Origin of the sequence: Neobacillus sp. FSL H8-0543, from assembly GCF_038592905.1 — a bacterium.
Taxonomy (GTDB): domain Bacteria; phylum Bacillota; class Bacilli; order Bacillales; family Cytobacillaceae; genus Neobacillus.
The window spans coordinates 951,835-976,786 of the sequence record NZ_CP151943.1 but is presented as its reverse complement, the minus strand read 5'-3'; the positions used below and the strand labels follow the sequence as shown (position 1 = coordinate 976,786).

Annotated in this window: 29 protein-coding genes and 1 other annotated feature; of the genes, 27 read left to right on the top strand and 2 right to left on the bottom strand. The window is 40.6% G+C overall.

Annotated elements, in window-relative coordinates; translation table 11 throughout:
- Positions 1-15 precede the first annotated feature (15 nt).
- The 27 genes from NSS81_RS05190 to pheA all read left to right on the top strand — a co-directional run bounded on the left by NSS81_RS05190 (position 16) and on the right by pheA (position 23,949).
- On the top strand, positions 16-1,677 hold the full coding sequence (locus NSS81_RS05190; protein WP_342432476.1) for an ATPase, T2SS/T4P/T4SS family: 1,662 nt from the start codon (positions 16-18) through the stop codon (positions 1,675-1,677).
- A gap of 12 nt (positions 1,678-1,689) precedes the next feature.
- Entirely contained in the window at positions 1,690-2,739 is a 1,050-nt protein-coding gene (locus tag NSS81_RS05185; RefSeq protein ID WP_342432475.1) for a type IV pilus twitching motility protein PilT, read from the top strand.
- Entirely contained in the window at positions 2,732-3,937 is a 1,206-nt protein-coding gene (locus tag NSS81_RS05180; protein ID WP_342432474.1) for a type II secretion system F family protein, read from the top strand. The genes NSS81_RS05185 and NSS81_RS05180 overlap by 8 nt, the downstream gene beginning before the upstream one ends.
- 140 nt (positions 3,938-4,077) lie before the next feature.
- Positions 4,078-4,539, top strand: a complete 462-nt coding sequence (locus tag NSS81_RS05175) for a prepilin-type N-terminal cleavage/methylation domain-containing protein (protein ID WP_342432473.1) — start codon at positions 4,078-4,080, stop codon at positions 4,537-4,539.
- Positions 4,539-5,294: a prepilin peptidase gene (locus NSS81_RS05170; RefSeq protein ID WP_342432472.1), complete on the top strand. Its 756-nt coding sequence runs from the start codon at positions 4,539-4,541 to the stop codon at positions 5,292-5,294. The genes NSS81_RS05175 and NSS81_RS05170 overlap by 1 nt, the downstream gene beginning before the upstream one ends.
- Before the next feature lie 16 nt (positions 5,295-5,310).
- On the top strand, positions 5,311-6,300 hold the full coding sequence (pilM, locus tag NSS81_RS05165) for a pilus assembly protein PilM (RefSeq protein WP_342432471.1): 990 nt from the start codon (positions 5,311-5,313) through the stop codon (positions 6,298-6,300).
- A complete protein-coding gene (locus tag NSS81_RS05160; RefSeq protein ID WP_342432470.1) occupies positions 6,297-7,103 on the top strand; it encodes a PilN domain-containing protein in 807 nt (268 codons plus the stop codon). The genes pilM and NSS81_RS05160 overlap by 4 nt, the downstream gene beginning before the upstream one ends.
- Complete coding sequence (locus NSS81_RS05155; protein ID WP_342432469.1) at positions 7,100-7,879, top strand: hypothetical protein; 780 nt, start codon at positions 7,100-7,102, stop codon at positions 7,877-7,879. Before NSS81_RS05160 ends, NSS81_RS05155 begins: the two co-directional genes overlap by 4 nt.
- 44 nt (positions 7,880-7,923) lie before the next feature.
- On the top strand, positions 7,924-8,358 hold the full coding sequence (locus NSS81_RS05150) for a type II secretion system protein (RefSeq protein ID WP_342432468.1): 435 nt from the start codon (positions 7,924-7,926) through the stop codon (positions 8,356-8,358).
- 107 nt (positions 8,359-8,465) lie between these two features.
- On the top strand, positions 8,466-9,539 hold the full coding sequence (locus tag NSS81_RS05145; RefSeq protein ID WP_342432467.1) for an SPOR domain-containing protein: 1,074 nt from the start codon (positions 8,466-8,468) through the stop codon (positions 9,537-9,539).
- A 420-nt stretch (positions 9,540-9,959) separates the two neighbouring features.
- Positions 9,960-10,529: a Maf family protein gene (locus tag NSS81_RS05140; protein ID WP_342432466.1), complete on the top strand. Its 570-nt coding sequence runs from the start codon at positions 9,960-9,962 to the stop codon at positions 10,527-10,529.
- Between the two features lie 45 nt (positions 10,530-10,574).
- Positions 10,575-11,264, top strand: a complete 690-nt coding sequence (gene radC, locus NSS81_RS05135; protein WP_342432465.1) for a DNA repair protein RadC — start codon at positions 10,575-10,577, stop codon at positions 11,262-11,264.
- A gap of 161 nt (positions 11,265-11,425) precedes the next feature.
- A complete protein-coding gene (locus NSS81_RS05130) occupies positions 11,426-12,448 on the top strand; it encodes a rod shape-determining protein (protein ID WP_342432464.1) in 1,023 nt (340 codons plus the stop codon).
- A 216-nt stretch (positions 12,449-12,664) separates the two neighbouring features.
- Positions 12,665-13,546 (top strand): rod shape-determining protein MreC, encoded by an 882-nt coding sequence (mreC, locus tag NSS81_RS05125; protein WP_342432463.1) that lies wholly within the window; start codon positions 12,665-12,667, stop codon positions 13,544-13,546.
- Positions 13,543-14,061, top strand: coding sequence for a rod shape-determining protein MreD (mreD, locus tag NSS81_RS05120; protein WP_342432462.1), 519 nt, complete (start codon positions 13,543-13,545; stop codon positions 14,059-14,061). Before mreC ends, mreD begins: the two co-directional genes overlap by 4 nt.
- A gap of 149 nt (positions 14,062-14,210) precedes the next feature.
- Positions 14,211-14,891: a septum site-determining protein MinC gene (gene minC, locus NSS81_RS05115; protein ID WP_342432461.1), complete on the top strand. Its 681-nt coding sequence runs from the start codon at positions 14,211-14,213 to the stop codon at positions 14,889-14,891.
- Position 14,892: 1 nt separating this feature from the next.
- The gene (gene minD / locus NSS81_RS05110) at positions 14,893-15,696 is read left to right on the top strand and encodes a septum site-determining protein MinD (protein ID WP_342432460.1); all 804 of its coding nucleotides are present in this window, start codon (positions 14,893-14,895) and stop codon (positions 15,694-15,696) included.
- A gap of 388 nt (positions 15,697-16,084) precedes the next feature.
- On the top strand, positions 16,085-16,873 hold the full coding sequence (locus tag NSS81_RS05105; protein WP_342432459.1) for a M23 family metallopeptidase: 789 nt from the start codon (positions 16,085-16,087) through the stop codon (positions 16,871-16,873).
- Positions 16,866-17,732: a M50 family metallopeptidase gene (locus NSS81_RS05100; RefSeq protein ID WP_342432458.1), complete on the top strand. Its 867-nt coding sequence runs from the start codon at positions 16,866-16,868 to the stop codon at positions 17,730-17,732. The genes NSS81_RS05105 and NSS81_RS05100 overlap by 8 nt, the downstream gene beginning before the upstream one ends.
- A 43-nt stretch (positions 17,733-17,775) precedes the next feature.
- The gene (locus NSS81_RS05095) at positions 17,776-19,236 is read left to right on the top strand and encodes an Rne/Rng family ribonuclease (protein WP_342432457.1); all 1,461 of its coding nucleotides are present in this window, start codon (positions 17,776-17,778) and stop codon (positions 19,234-19,236) included.
- Between the two features lie 47 nt (positions 19,237-19,283).
- Positions 19,284-19,364 (top strand) — a sequence feature (ribosomal protein L21 leader region).
- Between the two features lie 13 nt (positions 19,365-19,377).
- Positions 19,378-19,686, top strand: a complete 309-nt coding sequence (gene rplU / locus NSS81_RS05090; protein WP_342432456.1) for a 50S ribosomal protein L21 — start codon at positions 19,378-19,380, stop codon at positions 19,684-19,686.
- A 15-nt stretch (positions 19,687-19,701) separates the two neighbouring features.
- Entirely contained in the window at positions 19,702-20,031 is a 330-nt protein-coding gene (locus NSS81_RS05085; RefSeq protein ID WP_342432455.1) for a ribosomal-processing cysteine protease Prp, read from the top strand.
- Positions 20,032-20,043: 12 nt separating this feature from the next.
- The gene (gene rpmA, locus NSS81_RS05080; RefSeq protein ID WP_342432454.1) at positions 20,044-20,337 is read left to right on the top strand and encodes a 50S ribosomal protein L27; all 294 of its coding nucleotides are present in this window, start codon (positions 20,044-20,046) and stop codon (positions 20,335-20,337) included.
- Positions 20,338-20,579: 242 nt separating this feature from the next.
- A complete protein-coding gene (locus tag NSS81_RS05075) occupies positions 20,580-21,110 on the top strand; it encodes a sporulation initiation phosphotransferase B (protein WP_342432453.1) in 531 nt (176 codons plus the stop codon).
- A gap of 68 nt (positions 21,111-21,178) precedes the next feature.
- A complete protein-coding gene (obgE, locus tag NSS81_RS05070) occupies positions 21,179-22,468 on the top strand; it encodes a GTPase ObgE (RefSeq protein WP_342432452.1) in 1,290 nt (429 codons plus the stop codon).
- Between the two features lie 116 nt (positions 22,469-22,584).
- Entirely contained in the window at positions 22,585-23,040 is a 456-nt protein-coding gene (locus tag NSS81_RS05065) for an ACT domain-containing protein (RefSeq protein WP_342432451.1), read from the top strand.
- A gap of 54 nt (positions 23,041-23,094) precedes the next feature.
- Entirely contained in the window at positions 23,095-23,949 is an 855-nt protein-coding gene (gene pheA, locus NSS81_RS05060; protein WP_342432450.1) for a prephenate dehydratase, read from the top strand.
- Here pheA and NSS81_RS05055 read toward each other — a convergent pair.
- Both NSS81_RS05055 and NSS81_RS05050 read right to left on the bottom strand, forming a co-directional pair.
- Positions 23,941-24,192 (bottom strand): hypothetical protein, encoded by a 252-nt coding sequence (locus tag NSS81_RS05055; protein WP_342432449.1) that lies wholly within the window; start codon positions 24,190-24,192, stop codon positions 23,941-23,943. The genes pheA and NSS81_RS05055 overlap by 9 nt on opposite strands.
- 148 nt (positions 24,193-24,340) lie before the next feature.
- Complete coding sequence (locus NSS81_RS05050) at positions 24,341-24,880, bottom strand: transcription repressor NadR (RefSeq protein ID WP_342432448.1); 540 nt, start codon at positions 24,878-24,880, stop codon at positions 24,341-24,343.
- Between the last annotated feature and the right edge of the window lie 72 nt (positions 24,881-24,952).

Genomic DNA, 24,952 nt, shown 5'->3' with positions numbered 1-24,952 from the left:
AAAGAAGTGATAACAATGAAGCAAAGTAGAAGGCGTCTGGGTGATTTGTTAATTGATGAGGGGTTAATTACCCCAGAACAGCTTCAATCGACATTAGATGAAAAAGATCCAAACCAAAAAATTGGTGACGCTTTACTGCAGCGAGGATATATTACTGACCATCAGTTAGCTGAAGTTCTCGAACAGCAGTTAGGTATTCCACATATTAACCTTATGCAATATCCGTTTGATACGAATCTTTTTTCACTTATCTCGAAGGAAACAGCAAGACGGAACTTAATTATCCCTTTGAAAAAGGAAGGTAATAAACTTTATGTTGCCTTGGTCGACCCAATGGATTTTATAGTGATTGACGACCTCCGTCTGTCAACGGGATTCCATATTGAAACAAGGATTGCAACAAAAGACGATATAATTAGAGCGATTAATAAATATTACAATACGGATGAAGATTTAGATGAACTGTTTGGTGAATTGTCGGCTAATGAACGTGGCCAGGACGATGATGTTACCAACCTGGATTCACCAATCGTCCGTCTAGTCAACCAGTTACTGACCAATGCTGTGGTTCAAAAAGCAAGTGATATTCATATTGATCCACAGGAAACAAAAGTGGTTGTTCGCTACCGAGTGGATGGAGTATTAAAGGTAGAACGGATTTTACCACGACAAATGCAAAGTGTGCTAACAGCCAGGATCAAAATTATGTCCAATCTTGATATTACAGAACAGCGTATTCCACAGGATGGTCGAATTAAGATTAATCTTGATTTTCATCCTATTGATCTCCGTGTCTCTACATTACCCACTGTATACGGTGAAAAGATCGTTATGCGGATTTTAGACATGGGGGCATCATTAAATGATTTAAATAAAATTGGCTTTAATTCCCTCAATCTCAAACGATTTAATGAAATGATTGAACAACCGACCGGGATTGTCTTGATTACTGGGCCAACTGGTTCCGGTAAATCATCGACACTCTATGCTGCGTTAAACAAGTTGAACAGCGAACAAGTAAACATCATTACCATTGAGGACCCTGTGGAATACCAGTTAGAGGGAATCAATCAAATTCAGGTTAATACAAATGTCGGTATGACCTTTGCCGCTGGACTTCGTTCCATCCTCCGTCAAGATCCAAACATAATCATGGTTGGGGAGATACGTGATAAGGACACAGCCGAAGTAGCGGTACGAGCTTCGTTAACGGGACACTTAGTACTAAGCACTCTGCACACCAATGATTCATTAGGAACAATTACCCGGTTAATTGATATGGGCGTGGAGCCATTTTTAATTGCTTCCTCGTTAACGGGCATCGTCGCACAGCGATTAGTTCGTAAGGTGTGCCGAGATTGTGTTGAGGTACAAGAGCCATCAAAGCGCGAAGTAGAAATTTTTGCTAAACGCGGTATGAAGATAGATAAAGTAACACGCGGAAAAGGCTGTCCTTCTTGTAACATGACAGGTTATAAAGGTAGGGTTGCCCTCCATGAGGTGCTCGTTCTAAATGATGAAATGCGCCGAATCATTATGAATGATGATTCTTTTCAAAAGCTAAAGGAACATGCGATAAAAAGTAAAACCATATTTTTGGTTGATGATGGTTTATTAAAGGTCAAACAAGGGATAACAACCACCGAGGAAGTCTTACGCGTAGCGATATTGGAGTAGGAGAACAAACCAATGAAAGAAAAAATCGATAAAATACTGAGGGCAGCACTTGAATTTAAAGCGTCCGATATTCATTTAACAGTTGGTGTCCCACCTGTATTTCGAATCAATGGGGATATTAAGCGGTATGGAAAAGAAATTTTGCTTCCTGATGATACCGAGGAAATTGCAAGGCTGACAGTTCCAGAGGACATGTATACTGTTTTTAAGGAAAAAGGAGAGCTGGATTATTCTTACGGTATTCCTGGGCTATCGCGCTTCCGTGTTAACGCCTATCATCAACGGAGGAGTGTTTCCCTAGCCCTAAGGGTGGTTGCTTCAAAAACACCGACAATTGAAGATTTAGATTTACCAGAAATAGTTGCGAAACTAGTTGAAAAGCCTCAGGGTCTTATCCTAGTGACGGGACCGACAGGAAGCGGAAAATCAACTACCCTTGCATCAATGATTGATTATGTAAACAGAACGATGCGCAAGCATATCGTTACCCTTGAGGATCCAATTGAGTATCTCCACAAACACGGAAATTCGATTATTGACCAACGCGAAGTCGGGTTTGATACCAAATCATATGCAAATGGCTTAAAGGGTGCCTTACGACAAGATCCTGACATTATTCTAGTTGGGGAAATGCGTGACTTAGAAACGATTGGGATTGCGATTACGGCAGCAGAAACCGGACACCTTGTGCTAGGAACACTTCATACCTCAAGTGCCCCGTCAACCATTAACCGGATAATCGATGTATTTCCACCGGCACAGCAGCCGCAAATCCGTGTTCAGCTTGCATCTGTATTGGTGGGCGTCATTTCGCAGCGCTTGTTTCCTACTGTTGACAAAAAGGGACGTAAGGCTGCAACTGAAATCTTAGTAAACAATCCGGCGATTGCAAACTTAATCCGAAATGAAAAAATCCACCAAATTCAAAGTACGATGCAAACGTCTCGAGCCCAGGGGATGCATACACTTGAAATGAGTTTAAGAGAGTTACTAGATCGAAACCTGATTCAAAAGGAAGCGGCCCAGAAATATTTACAAGAGAAGATGATGATGGATGGCTAGGTTTAAATTTGACGGACGCGACCGGCGTGGAAAACGGCAGGGCACCATTAACGCTGGCTCAAGAAGAGAGGCAATGCTCAAGCTAAAAGACGAGGGTATTCGTGTTATTGAAATGAAGGAAATTCCTGAAACATTAATGACGAAGGATCTTACATTTGGTAATCCCGTAAAGCTACAGCATTTTGTTATTTATTTAAGACAGTTTGCTACCTTGCTAAAAGCAGGAGTCACTGTTGTTGAAGCTACCTCCGTCCTGGCAGCGCAAACAGAAAGTAAGGCCTTGAAAAAAGCGCTGCTTGATGTTGAACAGGCGCTGCGCGAAGGAAACCCATTCTCAGAGTCTGTCTCTAAGTACAAGAAAATCTTTAACCCGATGTTTATCAACATGGTAAAAGCAGGGGAGGTCAGCGGAAATTTAGATGATACCCTCGAAAAATTGGCAGACGATTTTGAAAAACAGCATGACACAAGGTCTAAAGTAGTATCAGCGTTAACTTACCCTGCAGTTATTGGCATTCTTGCAATTGGAGCGGTAATTTTCTTACTTGTTGGGGTAGTACCGACATTTGTGACTATGTTTGCAGATATGGGTGCAGAATTGCCGGGAATTACGAAGTTTGTATTGTCTGCAAGTGAATTTATGCAAAAGTTTTGGTGGCTTGTGGTTCTTATTATTCTTGCATTTGTATCTTCAATTATGTATATGAAGAAAAACAAGAAAACTAAATATTATTTGGATTATTTTCTATTAAGGATGCCGATTTTTGGTAACATGATGCAAAAAGCAGCACTTGCACGAATGATGCGAACACTCGCCTCACTGTTTTCTAGCTCAGTTCCGATTCTCCAAGCAATGTCAATTGTTGAAAAGGTCGTCGAAAATGAAGTTATCGCAAAGGTTATCCGTGAGTCACGTGATTCGCTTGAAAAAGGGCGTTCGATGACCGAGCCGATGAACGATCACTGGGCCTTTCCCCCATTAGTTACGCAGATGATCTCGATTGGCGAAGGTACTGGTGCGCTTGATTCGATGCTATCAAAAATTGCCGATTTCTATGAAAAAGAAGTCGAGCAAAGTACTGACAGGCTTAAATCGTTAATCGAGCCAATCATGATTGTGTTTTTGGCAGGCATTGTTGGTGTCATTGTCCTGTCTATTATGATGCCGATGTTCTCAATGTTTGACCAAATGAGCTAATAAGACAAAACATTCTCTAAAATTACAAAAAGGTAAAATTCGTGACAGCGACTGACAAAATCTTCTTTTCTTTCGCTTACAATTATTGTATACTCATAGAGAAATAATACTAGGTTCATAGAACCAGGAGGAGTCGGAAAATGATTAAAAAGTTAGGCTTAAAATTAAAAGAACAAAAAGGTTTTACTTTAATTGAATTACTAGCAGTTATCGTTATTTTAGGGATTATTGCTGCAATTGCAATTCCAGCGATTGGAAATGTAATTTCAAAATCAGACAATAAGGCTAAGGTTCAAGACGGTTTATTAATAATTAATGCAGCAAAACTATATGTTGCTAACAATCCTGATACTGTAACTGGTACAGTATTTATAGGGCCTGAAGCAGCTACTCCTGCAGTTACAGATATTGATTTATCAGATGATTATTTAGACCGCGTTAAAGACAAAACCTTCAAACTAACAGTAACAAAAAATAGTACTTCAGGTAAATATTCTTACGAGTTAACTACTCATAATTCAATTACTTTAGTAGATGGTAAAGACGGTACAGCAGTGGATACTAAAGCATCAGAAGCGGAATTACTAGAATACTCTAACTAATGGGTATAGTGTTTCTCTTTGTATATGGTTTAGTACTAGGGTCCTTCTTTAATGTAGTCGGCCTACGAGTACCATTAAAACAATCAATTGTTAGTCCACGTTCGGCTTGTCCAACTTGTGGGCATCAATTGAAACCATATGAACTTATACCTGTAATTTCATATTTGCTTCAAGGGGGAAAATGCCGCGGCTGTCAGTCGCGGATTTCTCCTATCTATCCATTTTTTGAACTTTTGACTGGTATTTTGTTTGCCACATCACCACTTGTTATTGGATGGTCTAGTGAGTTAGTTATTGCTTTAACACTAATTTCGATGTTTATGATAATCATCGTTTCCGATATTCACTATATGCTAATCCCTGATAAGATTTTAATCTGGTTTGCAGGGATTTTTTTATTGGAACGGATTTTTTTGCCGTTAACACCTTGGTGGGACAGCCTGCTAGGTGCTGTAACGGGATTTGTTCTCCTTCTTATCGTCGCTCTTGTCAGCAAAGGTGGCATGGGCATGGGAGATGTTAAGCTATATGCGTTACTCGGTTTTGTCTTAGGTTTTAAACTAGTGCTTTTATCCTTTTTTCTTTCGACATTGTTCGGAGCCGTTATTGGCGGTTTAGCACTACTTTTTAAAATAGTCAAAAGACGACAGCCAATTCCGTTTGGTCCATTTATTGCAGCTGGGACTTTAACGGCTTATTATTGGGGCTCGGACCTTATATATATTTATGTTCAATTTCTAAATCAAGGATTCTAAGTAAGGGGTTATAGATATGGCATTTTCCCTTTTTTCAGCTAAAAACCGAATAATTAATCTCGTGCTAAATGACCATTCGATTCGTTTTGTAGAGCTAAAACAATCGAAGCCCCCTGCTGCACAAAAATGGAACGAACGCTTCCTACCACCAGGCATTATTACTGACGGCAAGATCGTCGATATTGATACATTGACCAATATTATTGAACAATGTATTGATGAATGGAAGATTAATCGTCGTTCTATTCGCTTCCTTGTACCAGATCCACTTGTGATTATTCGAAAGGTTTCCATTCCTGAAGACATCCAGGATGACGAAATAAAGGGATATCTTTATCTGGAACTTGGTTCAAGTATTCATTTACCGTTTGAAGAGCCAGTATTTGACTATTATCCACTTCAAGGGAACGGAAAGACAAAGGATCTACTGTTATTTGCTGCTCCGGAACAATATGTCATGGCGTATGCACAATTATTCGCAAGTCTAAAGTTAACCCCCGTAGCAGCCGATATTTCGCCGTTATCATTATACAGGTTATACCATTACCTAGAACTCGCAGGTGAAAAGGAAGTTTTGTTTACCGTCCAATTCGATTTGACAAGCGTTAACTTGTGTATTTTTGAAGAAAGTGTGCCATTGGTAATGCGACAATTTGCACTACCATTTAACATTGATAATTGGGAAATAAAGCCGGATCTTATGGGCTTTATTGAATATAAATATATTGGTGATTCTGAAGAGTTAGTTATTCAGTTTGAGGATATTTTTAAAGAAATCAATAAGCTCTTAGATTTTTACAGATATTCACTCAGCAATAATGAAAAGAAGGATGTTACCAAGTTTTTATTAAACGGTGACCATCCGATGATAACAGCCATTTATGATGAGATGAAAGAGAGATTCGAAGTTCCAATCGAGAGGATAACATTCGATTCTGATGCAAAAGGAAGCGTACCCGCAAATCTATTATTATCTTTAGGTCTCGCTTTAAAAGAGGTGCAATGATGCTAGTAGAAATTAACCTGCTTCCCAAAAAAGAACGTGGTAAAAAGGGTCTCGTGATCATGTTGGTAAGTTTTGTCGCCGTATTATTAATAGTTGGTGGCGCCTATTTTTGGCAAATCCAATTAGTAAAAAGTGACATTGCTGCTGTTGACAGTCAAATCGGTACAACGAAAAAGCTTGCAGAAATAGAACAAAAGAATGCAGGGAAAAATGCAGCGACCTTGTCTATAACGGTATTAAAGAATGCAGTAGAATGGGCCGAAAGCTACCCCATTCAAACGGTTCCAGTGATGCAGCATCTAACAGCACTATTGCCTGAGCGAGGGTTCATTCAGAGTTTTGGTTATACTGAGGCAGGAACTGTTACATTATCTGTGCAATTTGATAGTTCTAGGGAAGCAGCCTATTTCCTTGATAATTTAAATGAATCGGACTGGATTGATGAAGCGAGTCTAAGTTCATTAACAGCGCAAGAAATAGACGAAGCCAAAAATACAGAGACCAATACCACAGAAACAGCAGCGAATACCACAGGTACTCAACCTGAAAACAATCAGCCAAATATTAACGATAGTTTTGTCGTTACAATTGACCCTAATGATCCAACCAGATTCATATTTACCCCGGTAAATCCGAACGAAAGTGCAACAGCTAATACAGAAACGGAAACTAAGGTGACTGATCCGATTAATAAATATCTACCAAGATATATTGGTCAGTTTGAGATTAAATTTAAAAAAGAAACAATCAAACAGCTATTAATTAAAGGTAACAGTAATGAGGAAGGAGTGACAGCATCATGAAGCTTCGACTTTCAAAAAAAGAAAAGCTGATCCTGTTTGCTGGCATTCTTCTCGTTGTGCTACTCATCGCCATTGCACAATTCATTATGCTCTCACCTTTGAAGACTGATCTTGAAACGAAAGAACAGTCACTACAAACAGAAAAACAGTTATTGGACACAATTATTAACAAAAAAGCCGATGAAACGAACAAAGTCGTAGAAGATACAAGAGAACTGCAGAAGAAGGTACCAGTCACTCCACTTCAAGAACAATTTATCTTGGACCTTGAAAGGTCAGAAAACGTTTCAAATAGTGTAGTTAAATCCATGAGTTTTTCAAAAGATGCAGATGTTATTATTGCACCACCAGTGCAAGAAAATGCTGCGAATGTTGAAGCTACCACGGATGAATCGTTAGAAGTCGAGACTGTACAGGAAGTTGCTGCTGAACAAGAGGCACAAGCAGCAAACACCATCACTGGATTAAAGAAACTAACTATTAGCTTGAGTGTTGAATCACCAACCTATGAAGACTTGGAAAAATTTATTAGTACTCTTGAATCATTGAACAGGATTGTTGTTGTGGAATCTATTAACTATAGTGGCGGTAAGGAAATTACTAGTCTAGATATAGAGCCAGCAGATAAGAAATTAAGCTACAGTCTGTCGGTTTCTGCCTATTATCTGCCAACCTTGAACGACTTGATTGCTGAGTTGCCAAAGATTGATGCACCCGCACCGGCAAACAAGAAAAATCCGTTAAGCACATTTACGGATGTTGTTGAAAATAACTAAGAGTGCTACGTGCATATCTTAAATATTGGGGTAAAGGGTTCTTTATGGAAAAGACAAACAAACGGAACGAAAAAGGATTCTCTCTTGTGGAACTGTTAGCAGTCATTGTTATTTTGGGAATAATCGCTTCTATTGGACTAGTATCAATTAATCAGGTTATTGCTAGTTCAAAAGATAAGACCTTTGTTAACAATGCATTAGCGATTATACATGCAGCTGAATTAGCTCTTAAAGATGAAGAATTGGTAAAAAACTTCATTTTAGATGATAAAATTACCTATAAGGTCTTGCATGATTTTAATTATCTTAATGAATTCCATGACCCTTATACAGGTAGAATATTATCTGCATCAAATGCAACTTATGTTGAAGTAACGGATGGAAAGATTTCTTCCGTTTGCCTGAATGGAGAGAATCGCAACCTCTGCTCGGAGATTGATAAAATCTCAGTAAACCTAATTAAACTTAACATTAAATAATTTGACGAAAGCATTCGATAACAAGACGACAAAAGTCTTGTTATTTTTTTTTGCCTTTATGTTAGGATGGAACAAATTAGCAGTCTCTTGCGAAAGGAGAACGACTTGTGGACAAGCCTAAAGGTAGCAATACCATCAAAATAAAACTCAATGGGGAAAGTATGCCCTTTAAAGAAGAGCCTATAATTCAAAAAGAACAGAACAGAGATGAATTTACTACAATAAAAATTGATCCAAAGTTGCTTGATCAAGATGTTTTTATAGAAACAGCTGCTGCCAAGGAGTCAATCGACGAAAGCTTTGATTGGATTATCCCGGAATCCTCTGATAATGAATTGGAAGAATTCAAGATTGTCAGCAATCAGAATTCGGTAAAGAGCAGCAAAAAGAAAGTCACTTCATTCTCACCTATATCTAAGAAGCGGAATGGTAGTGTTTTAAGGTCAATTATTGTTACCATTGTTTTTGCTGTTCTGATTGGGACAAGCTTTGGTGTCATCATGCTTAAGTTTTTTGTTATGGATAACAACAAGCCAGCGGTAACCCAACCTGTTGTCGAAGACAAGGGTGGAGCTAAGGATACAACCAAAACTCCAGCTAGTTCAACAGCCGCAAGTTTAGGGGCACAGACAGCTTTTGTCGTCCAAGGCGGAGCCTTTTCTTCCGAAACTGCAGCTAAGGAAGGCGTGGCTCAGGTAAAGAGCACAGGGACCCCTGCACAAACATTGGCAATCGATGGCAAGGATTATGTGTTTTTAGGTGTGGCAGATTCCTTGGAAGCAGCAAAGCAACTGGGAACCCATTATAAAGCGAACGGAGTAGAGGATGTTTTTGCAAAGCAAATAGAAATAGGTGAAAAGAAGGTTTCTGAAATAAATGAAAGTGAGAAAAGCTTTTTGGAGGCTTCCGTTTCTGTTTTTCAACAGCTTTCAACAGTAACTGCAAGTGCGATTTCAACTAATAGTATTTCAGATGAAACGATTAAAGCAGTTTCCAGGTTGGGCGACCAAATCAATAAAGATTCAAGTAAACTCAGTAATGAAAAAGTAAAAAATCTCAATCTCGACCTAACGAAGGCAGTTGAAAAGGTCAAAGCCTTCCAACAGTCCAAAGAAACAAAGACACTTATCGAAGCCCAGCAGCACTTATTAAATTTCCTAACCGTATACTACTCCTTATAAACGACAAATCTCGATATTTTCCGGGAAATGAAGCTTAAGACCTAGCCTGTTCCAAATTGGAACAGGCTGATTTAATTATTTGGACCTGTTAAAGGTCATTGTTAATTTAATAACTATGTTGATTGGAGCGGAAGGCGCGAGACTCCTGCGGGAGTACGGGGCTGGGGAGACCCCGCAGGCGCTTCAGCGCCGAGGAGGCTCCCCGGCACGCCCGCGGAAAGCGAAGCGCCTGGAGCGGAAATCAACAGCCAAGTTTAACAACGTGGTTGGTTCTTGAAGAGAAAGAATACTTTGAATTTAATCACATGCATAATTTGACAAATTTCTTCGAACTTTAAGCATATATAAATTGTTTGCTTCTACAAATTCTGATAGGATTAACTTGTATCTCCCTAATTGATGTAAAGGTAAGGTGGTTAAATGCAGAACCTCATTTTAGCCTCTTCTTCTCCACGGCGAAAAGAACTTCTAGAAAACCTCCAAATAACATTCACGATTTCTAGCAGTGAAGTAGATGAAAGCTTTGATCCGTCACTTTCTCCAGAGGATATCGTAATGGAGTTAGCGGAACGTAAAGCACAGGCTGTTTTTAATGAAAATCCTGAAAGTTTTGTGCTGGGTTCTGACACCCTTGTGGTGGCGGATAATCAAATCTTAGGAAAGCCAGCAAATGAGGAAGACGCCATTGGCATGTTGAAAATGCTCTCTGGAAAGCAGCACGATGTTTACACAGGTGTATCGATATTGTCAGCTAAAGGCTCCAGCCGTTTTTATGAAAAAACGGAAGTTTGGTTTTGGGAGTTAACGGACGAGGAAATTAACTTTTATGTGCAAAATGGTGAACCGCTTGATAAAGCAGGTTCGTATGGTATTCAGCAGCTAGGAAGTATGCTTGTCAAAAAAATCAATGGAGACTATTTTGCGGTGGTCGGCCTGCCCGTTGCGAGAACTTATCGTGAATTAAAACAGTTAGGCTATCCTTTGCCGTAGAACAAATGAAGTTCTTTAACTCCCATATAAAAGGGAGGAAAAAGGGTGTCCACAAATTCTTTAATGATCCGTGATTTTCCACAAGACGAAAGACCGCGAGAACGCTTCATAACGAATGGTCCGGAAAGTTTATCTAACCATGAATTGATTGCGATCCTACTCCGAACCGGAACAAAGGATGAATCGGTTCTTCAGTTATCCAATCGCTTGCTGACAAGTTTTGAAGGCTTAAGGCTATTAAAAGCTGCCAGCTTAGAAGAAATGACTAGCATCAAGGGTATCGGTCAGGCAAAGGCCATCCAAGTTCTTGCTGCCGTTGAGGTCGGAAGAAGGATAGCCAACTTAAACGATAATGATCGTTACGTCATCCGCTCACCAGAAGACGGAGCCAACTTTGTGATGAACGACATGCGTTTTCTTTCACAAGAGCACTTTGTTTGTCTATATTTGAACACAAAGAATCAGGTACTCCACAAAAAGACGATCTTTATCGGCAGTTTAAATGCCTCGATTGTCCATCCGCGTGAGGTGTTCCGCGAAGCATTAAAACGCTCTGCAGCCTCAATAATAGCCATTCATAACCACCCCAGTGGCGACCCCGCACCGAGTCGTGAGGATATCGAGGTCACGAAGAGGCTTGTTGAATGCGGGAAAATGATTGGCATTGATGTCCTGGACCATCTCATCATTGGCGAAAATAAATTTGTCAGCCTCAAAGAAAAAGGGTATTTATGATACTATGATTTTAAGAAGCATTACGCTATAATAATGGGTATGACTTTTTAAGACTACTTTCGAATCTACAATATAAATTATAAAAAAAAAGACATGATAAAGAGGTAAATAACCTTACCTATTGGAATGATTGCATTTCGTATCAGAAAGGGAGATACACTATGTTTGGAATTGGTACTAGAGATCTTGGGATTGACTTGGGGACAGCAAATACCCTTGTTTATGTAAAAGGAAAAGGGATTGTTTTACGAGAGCCGTCAGTTGTCGCTATGCAGACAGATACTAAGCACATTGTTGCGGTTGGCAACGATGCAAAAAATATGATTGGACGTACACCAGGGAATGTCGTTGCGATGCGGCCAATGAAGGATGGCGTTATTGCTGATTTCGAAACGACTGCGATAATGATGAAACACCATATTCGTCAAGCACTAAAAAGCAATAGCGTTTTTTCAGGTAAGCCATATGTAATGGTCTGTGTACCGTCAGGAATTACTGCAGTAGAAGAAAGAGCAGTCATTGACGCAACCCGTCAGGCTGGTGCAAAGGATGCCTACACGATTGAAGAACCGTTCGCAGCAGCGATTGGTGCCAACCTTCCTGTATGGGAGCCAACTGGCAGTATGGTCGTTGATATTGGCGGCGGGACAACAGAAGTGGCGATTATTTCATTAGGCGGAATTGTCACAAGCCAATCGATTCGTGTTGCCGGAGATGAAATGGACGATGCCATTATTTCTTTTATCCGCAAACACTATAATTTAATGATCGGTGAACGGACCTCTGAAACAATCAAGATGGAAATTGGATCTGCAGGCGATTCTGAAGGAATCGAGAACATGGAGATTCGTGGTCGGGACCTATTAACTGGCCTGCCAAAAACGATCGAAATTACAGCAAAAGAGATTGGTTCGGCATTAAAGGATACGGTTTATGCAATTGTCGAAGCAGTAAAAAATACGTTAGAAAAAACACCGCCTGAACTGGCTGCCGACATCATGGACCGCGGGATTGTCTTAACAGGTGGAGGTGCCTTGCTTCGAAACTTGGACAAGGTCATTAGTGAAGAAACCAATATGCCCGTGCTAATCGCCGAAAATCCGCTTGACTGTGTAGCCATCGGAACAGGAAAAGCACTAGACCACATCCAATTATTTAAAAACAAAGCGAAGGATTCGCGTTAATGTAAAGAAACCAATTGTTGATTTTGCTAACTCTGTTGATTAGAGCGGAAGGCACGAGACTCCAGCGGGAGTACGGGGCTGGGGAGACCCCACAGGCGCTTAAGCGCCGAGGAGGCTCCCCGGCACGCCCGCTAAAAAGCGAAGTGCCTGGAGCTCTAATCAACAGCCAATTTTAACAAAATCACAAGTAGACATAAAAAATAGAGGTGTATAATCATGCCACAGTTCTTTTTGAATAAACGTCTGATCATTTTGCTTGTCAGCATTATTGTTCTCGTGGCATTGATTGGGTTTTCGTTAAGGGAGAGAGATAAGCTCACCTGGCCGGAGCAATTCGTCAAAGATTCTGCCGGCTGGGTTCAATCCCTGGTTTCAAAGCCTGCACATTTTGTGGCAGGATTCTTTGAAAATCTCCAGGACTTGCAAAATACATATGAAGAGAATAAGGAATTAAAGTCGCGCATGGAAAAACTTGTTAGCCTCGAAGCACAGGTTCAAGAGCTAGAAAAGGACAATAACGAGCTGCGTGATATTCTCGGTGAAAAAGATACCCTGAGAGATTATGAACCTTTACAAGCAACCGTAATTGGAAGAAACCCTGATCGTTGGCATGAAATGATTATTATCGACAAAGGAAAAATCAATGGTATTAAGAAAAACATGGCGGTTGTTACTGCTCATGGCCTCATCGGCAAGGTAAAAACCGTCAATCAATTTAGCTCAACCGTTCAATTATTGAGTGCAATGGATCCGAAAAATCGTATCTCGGCAATTGTTCAAGGCGAAACAAATGTATTCGGTTTAGTTGAAGGCTGGGATAAAGAGAAAAAGGCATTATTGGTCAAAACGATTCCAGCAGGAGTAGAAATCAAAAAAGGTCAAAACGTGATTACCTCAGGATTAGGCGGAGTCTTTCCTCAGGGCTTGCAAATCGGCAAGGTCATCGAGGTCAAGCCTGACCAATTTGGGTTAAATCAGACGGCCTTAGTAGAGCCTGGTGCTAATTTCTATGATCTCGAAAATATTATTGTAATTAAAAGAACGATGCTGCAGCCTAATGGCGATGAAATGATAGAAGGGGAGGAGGAGGATCTGTGAAGAAGTTCCTGCTTCCTCTTTTGTTTCTATTTCTTTTCATACTAGAGAGCCTATTTGTTCAGTATATTCCTCCTGTTATGTTTGGTCAGAATTACATATTGGTTCCACATTTTCTGTTTGTGGGAATCCTATTCCTTACGATATATGCAGGCAGGAAATACGGCATCATTTATGGGGCGATCTTTGGACTTGTGTTTGATATTGTTTGGATTGAAATTATCGGAATCTATTTCTTTCTTTTCCCATTTGTTGCTTATCTTGTCTCGAAAATTATGCATTTACTGCAAAACCATGTAGTGATCGCCTTTCTTGTTTCGTTAGTCGGAATTGCCCTGCTCGAGTTGGGTGTGTATGAAATGGACTTTTTAATTCATGTGACTAATCTGGAATTTATGAGCTTTATTCGCATGCGTCTATACCCGTCACTCATTCTTAACGCTGTTTTTATCATTATTGCAGCCTACCCATTGAAGCGTCATTTTGAAAAGTTTGCAGATTCATTAAGAGATGATTGAATTTTAGGATTTCTTTTTAAAAAGAGGAGTATAGATAAAGCATGTCGAATTCAATTAAAAAAGTGTAGTTTTGGGCTTTTTTAATAGAAAAAAAAGTCTATTCTTAATGGATAGTATGCTTTTCTTATTATTTGAGGTGAGTTTTCTTCATGAAAAAACGACAAAATGTTACGATTAAAGGAACGAAGGCTGGAATCGTTCTACATCTTGATGATAGCTGTTCCTATGAGGAACTAAAGAAAGAACTTGATGAAAAGCTTTCTGCTAACCAAAGAACGCAAGCCGAGCGCCAATTAACAACAGTCAAAGTTGAAATTGGCAATAGATATATAAATGATGAACAGCGAGAAGAACTCAAAGACCTCATTAGACAAAAAAAGAATCTAGCTGTAGATGATATCGTCTCAAATGTCGTCACTAGGGAAGAGGCAGAACGTCTAAAGGCAGAAAATGAAGTCGTTACCATCGCCCGAATCGTCCGCTCTGGGCAAGTATTAGAAGTTCCTGGTGATTTATTGCTTATTGGTGATGTGAACCCTGGAGGAACCGTAATAGCTGGAGGTAATATTTATATCTTGGGTTCGCTAAAAGGGATTGCACATGCAGGAGCCTTTGGGAATGAACAGGCAGTTATTGCCGCCTCAAGTATGAAACCCTCCCAGCTGAGGATTAGCGAGCATCTTAATCGCTCTCCTGATTCGATCCAAGACAATGAAAAACGTGAAATGGAATGTGCTTACATAGACGAAAACCATCAAATCATCGTAGATAGATTACAAGTTTTAATACAATTAAGGCCTAATTTGACGAGATTAGAAGGGGGACATTAATGTGGGAGAAGCAATAGTAATAACATCCGGGAAGGGTGGCGTCGGCAAAACAACGACTTCTGCTAATATAGGTACAGCATTGGCCCTTCAAGGTAAAAAAGTTTGCTTAGTAGATACAGATATTGGACTTCGTAACTTAGATGTTGTAATGGGGCTGGAAAATCGAATCATTTATGACCTTGTCGATGTGGTCGAAGGAAGATGTAAAATCCATCAAGCATTGGTAAAGGATAAGCGATTCGAGGACTTATTGTATTTGCTACCAGCAGCGCAAACGGTTGATAAGTCTGCGATCAAGCCAGAGCAAATGTTAATTTTAATGACTGAATTAAAGCAAGACTATGATTATATTATTATTGATTGTCCGGCTGGTATTGAACAAGGCTTTCAAAATGCAATTGCAGGTGCTGACCGTGCAATTGTTGTGACTACTCCAGAGGTATCGGCTGTACGTGATGCTGACCGTATCATCGGCTTGCTTGAAAAAGCAGCCAATATCGAGCCGCCAAAATTGGTGATTAACCGGATTCGCAACCATATGATGAAAAGTGGCGACATGTTGGATGTGGATGAAATCACTAGCCATTTGTCTATCGAACTCATTGGGATTGTTGCCGATGATGAAGAAGTCATCCGCGCCTCCAATCATGGGGAACCAATAGCGTTAAATCCAAACAGCAAGGCGTCAATTGCCTATCGCAATATCGCCAGAAGAATTCTCGGAGAATCGATCCCGCTCCAATCACTCGAAGACTCAAACAAAGGGATGTTTACAAAAATTAAAAAGTTCTTTGGAGTTCGTTAATCCATAAGCCTGCCACTAATATAAGTGGACAGGCTTTTTTATTTTCAGCCTGTTAAACTCGGCTGTTGATTGGAGCTCCAGGCGCTTCGCTTTCCGCGGGCGTGCCGGGGAGCCTCCTCTGCGCTGAAGCGCCTGTGGGGTCTCCCCAGCCCCGTACTCCCGCAGGACATTGAATAGGCTTCTTTGAATATGCACCGCACGAAGGAAATGCGGTAGCATTTTCGAGGAGTTCTTCGCGCCTTCCGCTCCAATCAACAGAGTTAATGAACAAGATACTTTTTCTGACACCTACCTTATTGGTAAACGTAAACCAGATTATTAGCTTGTCATATTCCCTTGGACAATCTCATAGACTTGAATAAAAAGCAGGTAAAAGGTTGGTGGGAATATGCGGTCTACACCGGAGGAAATACGGCGACGAATCGCAAAAAGAAAAAGGAGTAGTGGTTCGCCTAGAAAAGAATCCAATCGGCTCGTTACTTGGCCGGGGGACGAGGAGAAGTATGGGTTTAATCATACCCCAACGTACGAAACAAAGTTTGATGACGAGGGGAATCATCCCTTATTTAAAAAAGAAATATTTATCTTCAAAATCCTAGCATCGTCGTTATTATTTCTAATCATTGCGATTCTATTTAGAAATAATTCGGCCGCCTTTGATCCTGCTAGGGATTTTGTAGCGAAATCAATGGATAACGATTTTAAATTTGCGACCGTAGCAAATTGGTACGAAGAAAATTTTGGCAAGCCCTTGGCCCTACTGCCTTTCCCAGCTGAGGATAAAGAAAACGAAAAAGCTGGCGTTGATAAAGAGGGCAGTATTCCCGTATTTTCAGGTAAGGTTCTCGAAAACTTTGAAAAAGATGGACAGGGAATCATGATTGAGACAGGCAATGGTGCATCCGTGGAGGTAATGAATGAGGGGTTTGTTAAGTTTGCTGGAGTCAAAGAGGGACTTGGGAAAACCGTTATAATTGAACATCTAGACCAAACTCAATCCTGGTACGCTAATCTAGAAGAAATTAAGGTAAACGTCTATTCCTATATTGAAAAAGAAACAGTCGTCGGCACGGCTTCCGTTTCAGATGGGGAAGATAAAACGAAGGGCAAGTATTATTTTGCCGTAAAAAAAGGCGATGATTTCATCGACCCGGTACAGGTGATTCGTTTTGAGTAAGACATTAAATTTATTTCGACTGGTTCATGTCCATCCATTGTTGTGGTTTGTCATTGCACTTTCGATTGCTACAGCACATTTCCTTGAACTCTGTCTATTAATTGGGATTATTTTTATACATGAAATGGGGCATGCTGCTGCGGCTTCATTTTTTTCATGGAGGATAAAAAAAATCACCCTCCTGCCCTTTGGAGGGGTTGCTGAGATGGAGGAGCATGGAAATCGCCCGTTGAAGGAAGAGGCGATTGTCGTCCTTGCAGGCCCGGTTCAGCATGTTTGGATGGTTGCATTAGCCTATTTCTTATTTTCCTTTTCACTGATTCCAGAGAACCTATATCAGCTCATTTATAGCTATAATCTTATGATATTTTTATTTAATCTTTTCCCAGTTTGGCCGCTCGATGGCGGGAAGTTGATTTTTATGCTGCTATCACTAAAAAAATCATTCCCCATTGCTCATCGACTGACGCTAATCATTTCATTTTTCAGTCTGGGAATCTTTTCAATCACCACACTGCTTGCAGCTCCTGCACATTTAAATATTTGGATCATTATTGGTTTCTTACTGTTCTCGCTGTACTATGAATGGAAGCAGCGACGCTATATTTTTATGAGATTTTTATTAGAGCGTTATTATGGAAAAAAGGCAGATCTCCAGGCACTAAAACCAATACAGGCAAATGAACAGGATTTGCTGATCGACGTTCTAGAAAGATTCCAGCGCGGCTGTAAACACCCGATTATTGTTGAAAGTAACGGGAAGGAAAAGGGCATGTTGGATGAAAATGAATTGCTGCATGCGTATTTTTCTGAAAAACGGTTAACCGATAAAATTAGCGACCTTCTCTTTTCCTACTGAAACGGTATAATATAACCATCAAGGAAAAAGTGAGGACGGACGTTTGGAAAAGTTAATTGTTAATGTTACTTCAAGGGAAAAAAGATTTGCTTTAATTAAAAACAAACAGGTTGAAAAAATAAACTTTGACCGACCAGAGCAGCGCTCTCTGGTCGGTAATATTTATTATGGGACCGTCACAAAGGTGCTTCAGGGGATGAATGCGGTATTTATCGATATCGGTGAAGAGAAAAATGCCTATTTGCATCGTGACGTTCTTGCAAAGTATGTTATCTCAACCGATAAAGAAAAAGATAAGATGTCTGTCACCGCTTTTGTCCACCAGGGTGAAAGAATGCTTGTTCAAGTAGACAAGGATATCACTGGGACAAAGGGGCCAAGGGTAACAGGGATTATCGAAATACCCGGGGAACACCTGATTTACATGCCGAAAGGGCGTTATGTCGCTGTATCCAAAAAAATTAGCGATGAAAAGCAAAAAGAAACATTAAGGGTACTTGGTAAGCAAGTAACAACAGGGGAAGAAGGAATAATCTTCCGCACCTCTAGTTCGGCGAAAACGGAAAAAGAGATTGTTGAGGAGCTTTCAACCCTTAAAAGTCAATACAATGAGCTTGCTACAAAAGCGACAGCCCTGAAAAAACCAGGAATTATTTTTCAAAAAGATACCTTTACCGAATTGGTATTAGATACCGCAGGAAGTATGACTGACGGTGAAGTCGTAATTGATGATTTATCTGTGAAAAAGTTGGTGGAGACTAAATTTCCGAATCTAAAGGTTAGCTATTATAATGGAAAAGAAAATATTTTTGCCGTTCATCGAGTGGAGCATGAAATAGAAAAGGCACTGAAGCGGTTAGTTTGGCTTGATAATGGTTCCTATCTTGTCTTCGATGAAACGGAGGCGTTAACCATCATCGATGTGAATACAGGAAAGTTTTCGGGGAAAGTGGACTACCAGGATACCGTCCTTAAAACCAATCAGCTTGCTGCCAGAGAAATTGTCCGACAGCTACGTCTCCGCGATATCGGTGGGATTGTCTTGATTGATTTTATTGATATGAAGCGTGAAAAGGACAAGCTCTCGATTATCGAAACCATCGAAAAAGAGCTTCGTAAGGATGAAAAAAGAACAAAAATCATGGGATTCACGCCACTGGGAATCCTTCAATTGACAAGGAAGAAAACCAAAGTCAGCTTGTCTGAAGCTCTTCAAGTGAAATGTCCGGTTTGTGAGGGCACGGGTAAAATCTTGAGTGCAGAAACGGTAGCGTTCCGCCTTGAGCGCGAACTTCTTGAACACCGTCGTTCAGAATTTGATGGGGTATTAGTCGAAACAACAAAAGAGGTAAAACATCTATTACTGCCACACCTGGAAAGTTTAGAAGAAATGCTTCACTTTAAAGTGTTTTTTGTGACGGTGCCATCTTCCCATCATCACTATGTTGTAAATCAATTTGGTGATGTGGACGAGTTAGCCCAAAAAGCTGTCGATTTCTATTGACACTTTTGAAGATATTATGTTAGTATTTTAATGTTATGTTTGTAGCACCCGTGCTACAACCGCACAGAACAGGTTATAAGTTTTACTTTACTAGTAAACACCTGCGGATGGCGAGTCTGAGTTTATAAGGAGGTGCAGTTCATGTACGCAATTATCGAAACTGGTGGTAAACAACTTAAAGTTGAAGCAGGTCAAGCAATCTACATTGAAAAGCTTGATGTAGAAGCAGGCGAAACAGTAACTTTTGATAAAGTTCTTTTCGTTGGCGGCGAAAACGTTAAAGTAGGAAGCCCGGTTGTTGAAGGTGCTACGGTTACAGCTAAAGTTGAAAAGCAAGGTCGTCAAAAGAAGATCATTGTTTTCAAATATAAGGCTAAGAAAAACTACCGTAAGAAGCAAGGTCATCGTCAACCATACACAAAAGTTATTATCGAAGCTATCAACGCATAAGGTGTTGTTCAGCAAATGATTAGAATTACGATTACTCGTACTGAGTCCGAATCTATTTCTACCTTCGAAATCAGTGGTCATGCATTTTTTGCTAATCGGGGAAAGGATATTGTCTGTGCAGGCGTATCCGCAGTATCTGTTGGCACAATCAACGCCGTGCACGCCCTAACAGGTGTCACGCCCGAGATTGAAAACGGTGATGGTTTTCTCCGCTGTGTCGTACCGGAAAATCTTCCGGCAGACACATATGAGAAGGTACAGCTCCTGCTTGAAGGTATGGCTGTCTCATTACGAACGATTGAAGAAGAATACGGAAAGCACATAAAAATAACCTTCAAAAAGTAGGAGGTGGAATAAATGTTATTAAAATTAGATCTTCAGTTGTTCGCATCTAAAAAAGGTGTAGGTTCTACAAGAAACGGACGTGACTCTATCTCTAAGCGTCTTGGCGCTAAGCGTGCAGACGGTCAATTCGTATCTGGTGGCTCTATCCTTTACCGTCAACGCGGTACAAAGATTTACCCAGGTGAAAACGTTGGACGCGGAGGAGACGACACTCTTTTTGCAAAAATCGACGGTGTGGTTAAATTCGAACGTTTGGGTCGTGACCGCAAACAAGTGAGCGTTTATCCAGTAGCACAAGAAGCTTAAGCTTTCAGTGAAAACTCTAACCTGATCGGTTAGAGTTTTCTTTTTGCTTAATGAGGCAAATTTTCCCACAACCATTCATGGTATAGGAATGCTCGCAGAACTCCAGGGGTACCTTCTCGAAAAACTCCTCATTTTTTTGCCTCTGTTGGACATCATTCGCGCAAAAAAGGCTTACTCTATCGAACTTTTTTGATATACTAACTGCAAACAGATTTTTCGACACTTAGTCTAGGAGTGCGATTATGGAGAAAGATTGGGATATTGTTAAGGTGCTTCGGCACTCACGACATGATTGGCTTAATAAGCTGCAATTGATTAAAGGAAACTTGGATTTAAATAGGATTGACCGGGCAAAAGCATGCATTGATGAAATTGTGATTGTTGCACAGAACGAATCAAAGCTCTCGAATTTTCATTTGCCAATGTTTGCCTCACTATTGTTGCGGTCAAATTGGGAAAGACACTACTTCGAGCTTGAATACGAAGTGCTTAACGATCCTAAACCAGTGGAAATTAATGATTTATCATTGACAACATGGATTCAATCCTTTTTTGCTTGCTTGGATCAGGCAATTGAGGCATTTCAAGAAAATCATTTATCGATTACAATTGATCCGCAAATAGAAGGAGTCCGTTTCTTTTTTGATTTTAGCGGAATAATAAATAAAAACGAACTGATTGAACAATTCCTGGCTACATCTGACATAGATGTGGATATCAAGGAATTCTCTGAAAGCGAACTCGCATTAGAAGCTTTTGTGCCAGCACTGTAAGTGGTACCCTAGCGTGCGAAACTCTGGCGCAATCATCAGTTAAAAAAGAAGTTGCGGGAGGAATTACTATGTTTGTCGATCAAACGAAGATTTATGTAAAAGGCGGAGATGGCGGTAATGGAATTGTTGCGTATCGCCGTGAAAAATATGTGCCATTAGGCGGCCCTGCCGGCGGTGATGGCGGTAAAGGTGCCAATGTTATATTTGAAGTGAACGAAGGTCTAAGGACCTTAATGGACTTCCGATATCAAAAGCACTGGAAAGCCCCGCGCGGTGAACATGGAATGTCGAAAAATCAGCATGGTAAAAATGCTAAGGACATGATTGTTAAGGTCCCGCCTGGTACAGTTGTTATTGATGCTGAAACAAAAGAAGTGATTGCTGACCTCGTTGAAAACGGTCAGCGCGCAATTATTGCCAAAGGTGGACGAGGTGGACGAGGGAATTCTCGCTTTGCAACCCCGCAAAATCCTGCCCCTGAGCTTGCGGAAAATGGCGAGCCAGGTCAAGAACGCGATGTGCTGCTAGAATTAAAGCTGCTTGCAGACGTGGGCTTAGTAGGTTTTCCTAGCGTTGGTAAATCTACCTTGTTATCAGTTGTTTCATCAGCAAAGCCGAAAATTGCTGAGTACCATTTTACAACGATTGTACCGAATTTGGGCATGGTTGAAACAGAAGATAACCGAAGCTTTGTCATGGCCGATCTTCCGGGCTTGATTGAAGGCGCTCACCAGGGTGTTGGATTAGGCCATCAATTCTTACGTCATATTGAACGGACTCGCGTAATTGTTCATGTCATCGATATGGCAGCAACAGAGGGCCGTGACCCATACGAGGATTACCTGACCATCAATAAAGAATTAGAAGAATATAATCTGCGCCTAACGGAACGTCCACAAGTGATTGTTGCTAATAAAATGGACATACCTGAAGCCGAAGAAAATCTGCAAAAATTTAAAGAGCAGTTGAAAGAGGATTATCCTATCTATCCAATTTCTGCTGTGACTAGAAAAGGCTTGCGCGAGCTCTTATTTGCGGTTGCAGATAAAATTGAGCAAACACCTGAATTTCCTCTTGAGCATGCAGAAGAGGAAGCTGGAGAAAATCGTGTCCTTTACAAGCATGAATCAGAACCTCAAGACTTCTTTATTACAAGAGATCCAGATGGGGCATTTGTTCTCTCAGGTGATAAAATAGAAAAATTATTTAAGATGACAAACTTTTCAACAGACGAATCCGTTCGCCGTTTCGCAAGACAGCTTCGCGGTATGGGAGTTGACGGAGCCTTAAGGGAAAAAGGTGCAAAAGACGGGGACCTCGTTCGATTATTAGAATTTGAATTTGAGTTTATTGAGTAGTTTTTACTAGTATAACTTTGAGAAGGTGAAGCGTTGGCGCCATTAAGTTCAAGAGTAATCTTGGACGAAGATGAACATGCGCCAAGCGCTTTTCTTATAATCAGGTGGGTAGAGAGATGAAAAATGAGAATTTAGATAAAAAATTTTATTTAGTACGTGAGGATGTATTGCCTGAAGCAATGAAAAAAACCCTCGATGTCAAGGAAATGCTTGAAAGAGGCAAAGCAGAATCGATTTGGGATGCCGTGCAGCAGGTTGATTTAAGCAGAAGTGCCTATTATAAATACAAGGATACTGTCTTTCCTTTCTCAACTATTCAAAAAGAGAATATCATTTCTCTCTTTTTCTATCTTGAGGATCGTTCAGGTACGCTTTCAAAATTGCTTGGTGTTGTTGCTGCCTCGGGATGCAATGTATTAACCATTCACCAAACCATTCCCTTGCAAGGAAGAGCAAATATGACCCTTTCGTTGAATACTTCTGGTATTATAACGGGAATAGACGAATTGCTTTTTGAATTAAGGAAGCTTGAATTTGTCGAAAAAGTAGAAGTACTTGGGTCAGGGGCATAGTGAACTGTCCCTTTCTTATTTAGAGAGAATTTTTTTAGGGAGTGTGTATGAAACATGAAGGTGGGTTTTTTAGGACCAAAAGCGACTTTCACAGAATTAGCTGTGATGAAGGTTTTTCCTGGAATTGAAACTGAACCGTATCGGACAATTCCTGAATGTATGGATGCTGTTGTCGATGAAAAAGTGGAATTGGCGGTTGTTCCCGTTGAGAATGCTCTTGAGGGATCAGTCAATATTACCCTTGATTATTTAACACATGTTGTTCAGCTGCCGATTGTTGGTGAAATTACAATCCCTATCAAACAACATCTAATGGTTCACCCTGACAATGCAGGCAACTGGCAGGAAATAAGCAAGGTCTACAGCCATTCCCATGCCATTGCCCAGTGTCATAAATTTTTACATACTAAGTTTAAAGATATTCCCTCTGAGAGTGTGAGTTCAACGGCTGCGGCTGCGAAAATGGTCATGGATCAGCCAGAACTTAATGCTGCAGCGATAGCGAATGAACTAGCCGCTAAGGAATACGGCCTCGCGATTGTTCAGCGGAATATTCATGATTTTGATTATAATCACACGCGCTTTGTCGTGTTGACAAATCAAAATTTGGATTTCCAGGAAATCAGCGGTTCAACACATTATAAAACCACGCTGATGGTTACTCTGCCAGCAGACTTGGCTGGAGCACTCCATCAGGTGTTATCAGCATTTGCTTGGCGAAAAATAAACCTCTCAAAAATTGAGTCCAGACCAATGAAAACAGGAATCGGCAATTATTTTTTCATAATCGACTTAGAAATGAAGCTTGATGAGGTTCTAATACCAGGAGCAATGCAAGAGCTCGAAGCACTCGGCTGCAGTGTCAAAATGCTTGGCAGCTATCCATCTGTTATGATTGAACTAAACTAAGTACCGGGCATCTGCTCGGTACTTTTTTAATGTTGTGGGATTTAGGTGAGCCAACTGGCGGATGGGGTGCTCCAACAGGCGTATAACCGCTCCAACTGGCGTATAACGGCGCCAACTGGCGTATAGCCGATAGCCGTCCCAACTGGCGTATAACGGCCCCAACTGGCGTATAACGGCCCCAACTGGCGTGTAACGAATCCAACTAGCGTATAACCCATTCCAACTGGCGTATAACGGATGCAACTGGCGTTATAGCCGCGCCAACTGGCGTATAACGGCCCCAACGGGCGTGTAACGAATCCAACTAGCGTATAACCCATTCCAACTGGTGGATACCCGCTCTGCCTCCCCTTCCCACAACGCAAAAAAGAACCCATCCAGTTGGATTCTTTTAATATTCTACCAAATAACCTTCTGCTTTTAAGGCGGCTTCTGCTTTGTCCAATGCTTGAGTATTGGAGGCGGAAATCGTATGAAGGTGAATTCCATTTGTTAATTCAGAGAGTAACGAAGCATTTGAATTCTTCATGTTAGTTAAAAATTGTTTTACCTCTTGTCGATTAGAAACCATTACCGATGCTGTTAAATCACCGTACACGGAATGCTCTATTTTTACATCCTTAACCAACACACCATGGTCGACTAGCAAATTAAGCTCTCTTTCTGTTTCTTCTGGTGTATGTTGACAAACAATGGTTCTCTCAAAAATAGGTGAATTCGAATTTTGCTTAAAATAGAGATACCCTTGGCTCGTGGCAATAATCGGTTCATTTCTTGCTTTGAGCAGCGTAATATCCCCGACAATGACCTGTCTGCTCACATTTGTCCTCGTTGCCAGCTCGCTTCCTGTTAGTGGTACCGTGCTGTCCTTTAACACTTGCAGAATCAGCGTTCTCCTTTCTTCTCCTAATACTTTCTTTTGCTCAGACATATGTTACCTCCTCAAGATATATGTACTTATTTTAGCATACCTGCAATATCTTTTTAATTCATTAGCGGAAAT

Bases quoted from the DNA above. Each gene is read 5' to 3' on its own strand.
- NSS81_RS05190 (WP_342432476.1), top strand. From the start codon at position 16: ATGAAGCAAAGTAGAAGGCGTCTGGGTGATTTGTTAATTGATGAGGGG.
- NSS81_RS05185 (WP_342432475.1), top strand. From the start codon at position 1,690: ATGAAAGAAAAAATCGATAAAATACTGAGGGCAGCACTTGAATTTAAA.
- NSS81_RS05180 (WP_342432474.1), top strand. From the start codon at position 2,732: ATGGCTAGGTTTAAATTTGACGGACGCGACCGGCGTGGAAAACGGCAG.
- NSS81_RS05175 (WP_342432473.1), top strand. From the start codon at position 4,078: ATGATTAAAAAGTTAGGCTTAAAATTAAAAGAACAAAAAGGTTTTACT.
- NSS81_RS05170 (WP_342432472.1), top strand. From the start codon at position 4,539: ATGGGTATAGTGTTTCTCTTTGTATATGGTTTAGTACTAGGGTCCTTC.
- pilM (WP_342432471.1), top strand. From the start codon at position 5,311: ATGGCATTTTCCCTTTTTTCAGCTAAAAACCGAATAATTAATCTCGTG.
- NSS81_RS05160 (WP_342432470.1), top strand. From the start codon at position 6,297: ATGATGCTAGTAGAAATTAACCTGCTTCCCAAAAAAGAACGTGGTAAA.
- NSS81_RS05155 (WP_342432469.1), top strand. From the start codon at position 7,100: ATGAAGCTTCGACTTTCAAAAAAAGAAAAGCTGATCCTGTTTGCTGGC.
- NSS81_RS05150 (WP_342432468.1), top strand. From the start codon at position 7,924: ATGGAAAAGACAAACAAACGGAACGAAAAAGGATTCTCTCTTGTGGAA.
- NSS81_RS05140 (WP_342432466.1), top strand. From the start codon at position 9,960: ATGCAGAACCTCATTTTAGCCTCTTCTTCTCCACGGCGAAAAGAACTT.
- NSS81_RS05130 (WP_342432464.1), top strand. From the start codon at position 11,426: ATGTTTGGAATTGGTACTAGAGATCTTGGGATTGACTTGGGGACAGCA.
- mreC (WP_342432463.1), top strand. From the start codon at position 12,665: ATGCCACAGTTCTTTTTGAATAAACGTCTGATCATTTTGCTTGTCAGC.
- minC (WP_342432461.1), top strand. From the start codon at position 14,211: ATGAAAAAACGACAAAATGTTACGATTAAAGGAACGAAGGCTGGAATC.
- NSS81_RS05105 (WP_342432459.1), top strand. From the start codon at position 16,085: ATGCGGTCTACACCGGAGGAAATACGGCGACGAATCGCAAAAAGAAAA.
- rplU (WP_342432456.1), top strand. From the start codon at position 19,378: ATGTACGCAATTATCGAAACTGGTGGTAAACAACTTAAAGTTGAAGCA.
- NSS81_RS05085 (WP_342432455.1), top strand. From the start codon at position 19,702: ATGATTAGAATTACGATTACTCGTACTGAGTCCGAATCTATTTCTACC.
- rpmA (WP_342432454.1), top strand. From the start codon at position 20,044: ATGTTATTAAAATTAGATCTTCAGTTGTTCGCATCTAAAAAAGGTGTA.
- NSS81_RS05075 (WP_342432453.1), top strand. From the start codon at position 20,580: ATGGAGAAAGATTGGGATATTGTTAAGGTGCTTCGGCACTCACGACAT.
- obgE (WP_342432452.1), top strand. From the start codon at position 21,179: ATGTTTGTCGATCAAACGAAGATTTATGTAAAAGGCGGAGATGGCGGT.
- NSS81_RS05065 (WP_342432451.1), top strand. From the start codon at position 22,585: ATGAAAAATGAGAATTTAGATAAAAAATTTTATTTAGTACGTGAGGAT.
- pheA (WP_342432450.1), top strand. From the start codon at position 23,095: ATGAAGGTGGGTTTTTTAGGACCAAAAGCGACTTTCACAGAATTAGCT.
- NSS81_RS05050 (WP_342432448.1), bottom strand. From the start codon at position 24,880: ATGTCTGAGCAAAAGAAAGTATTAGGAGAAGAAAGGAGAACGCTGATT.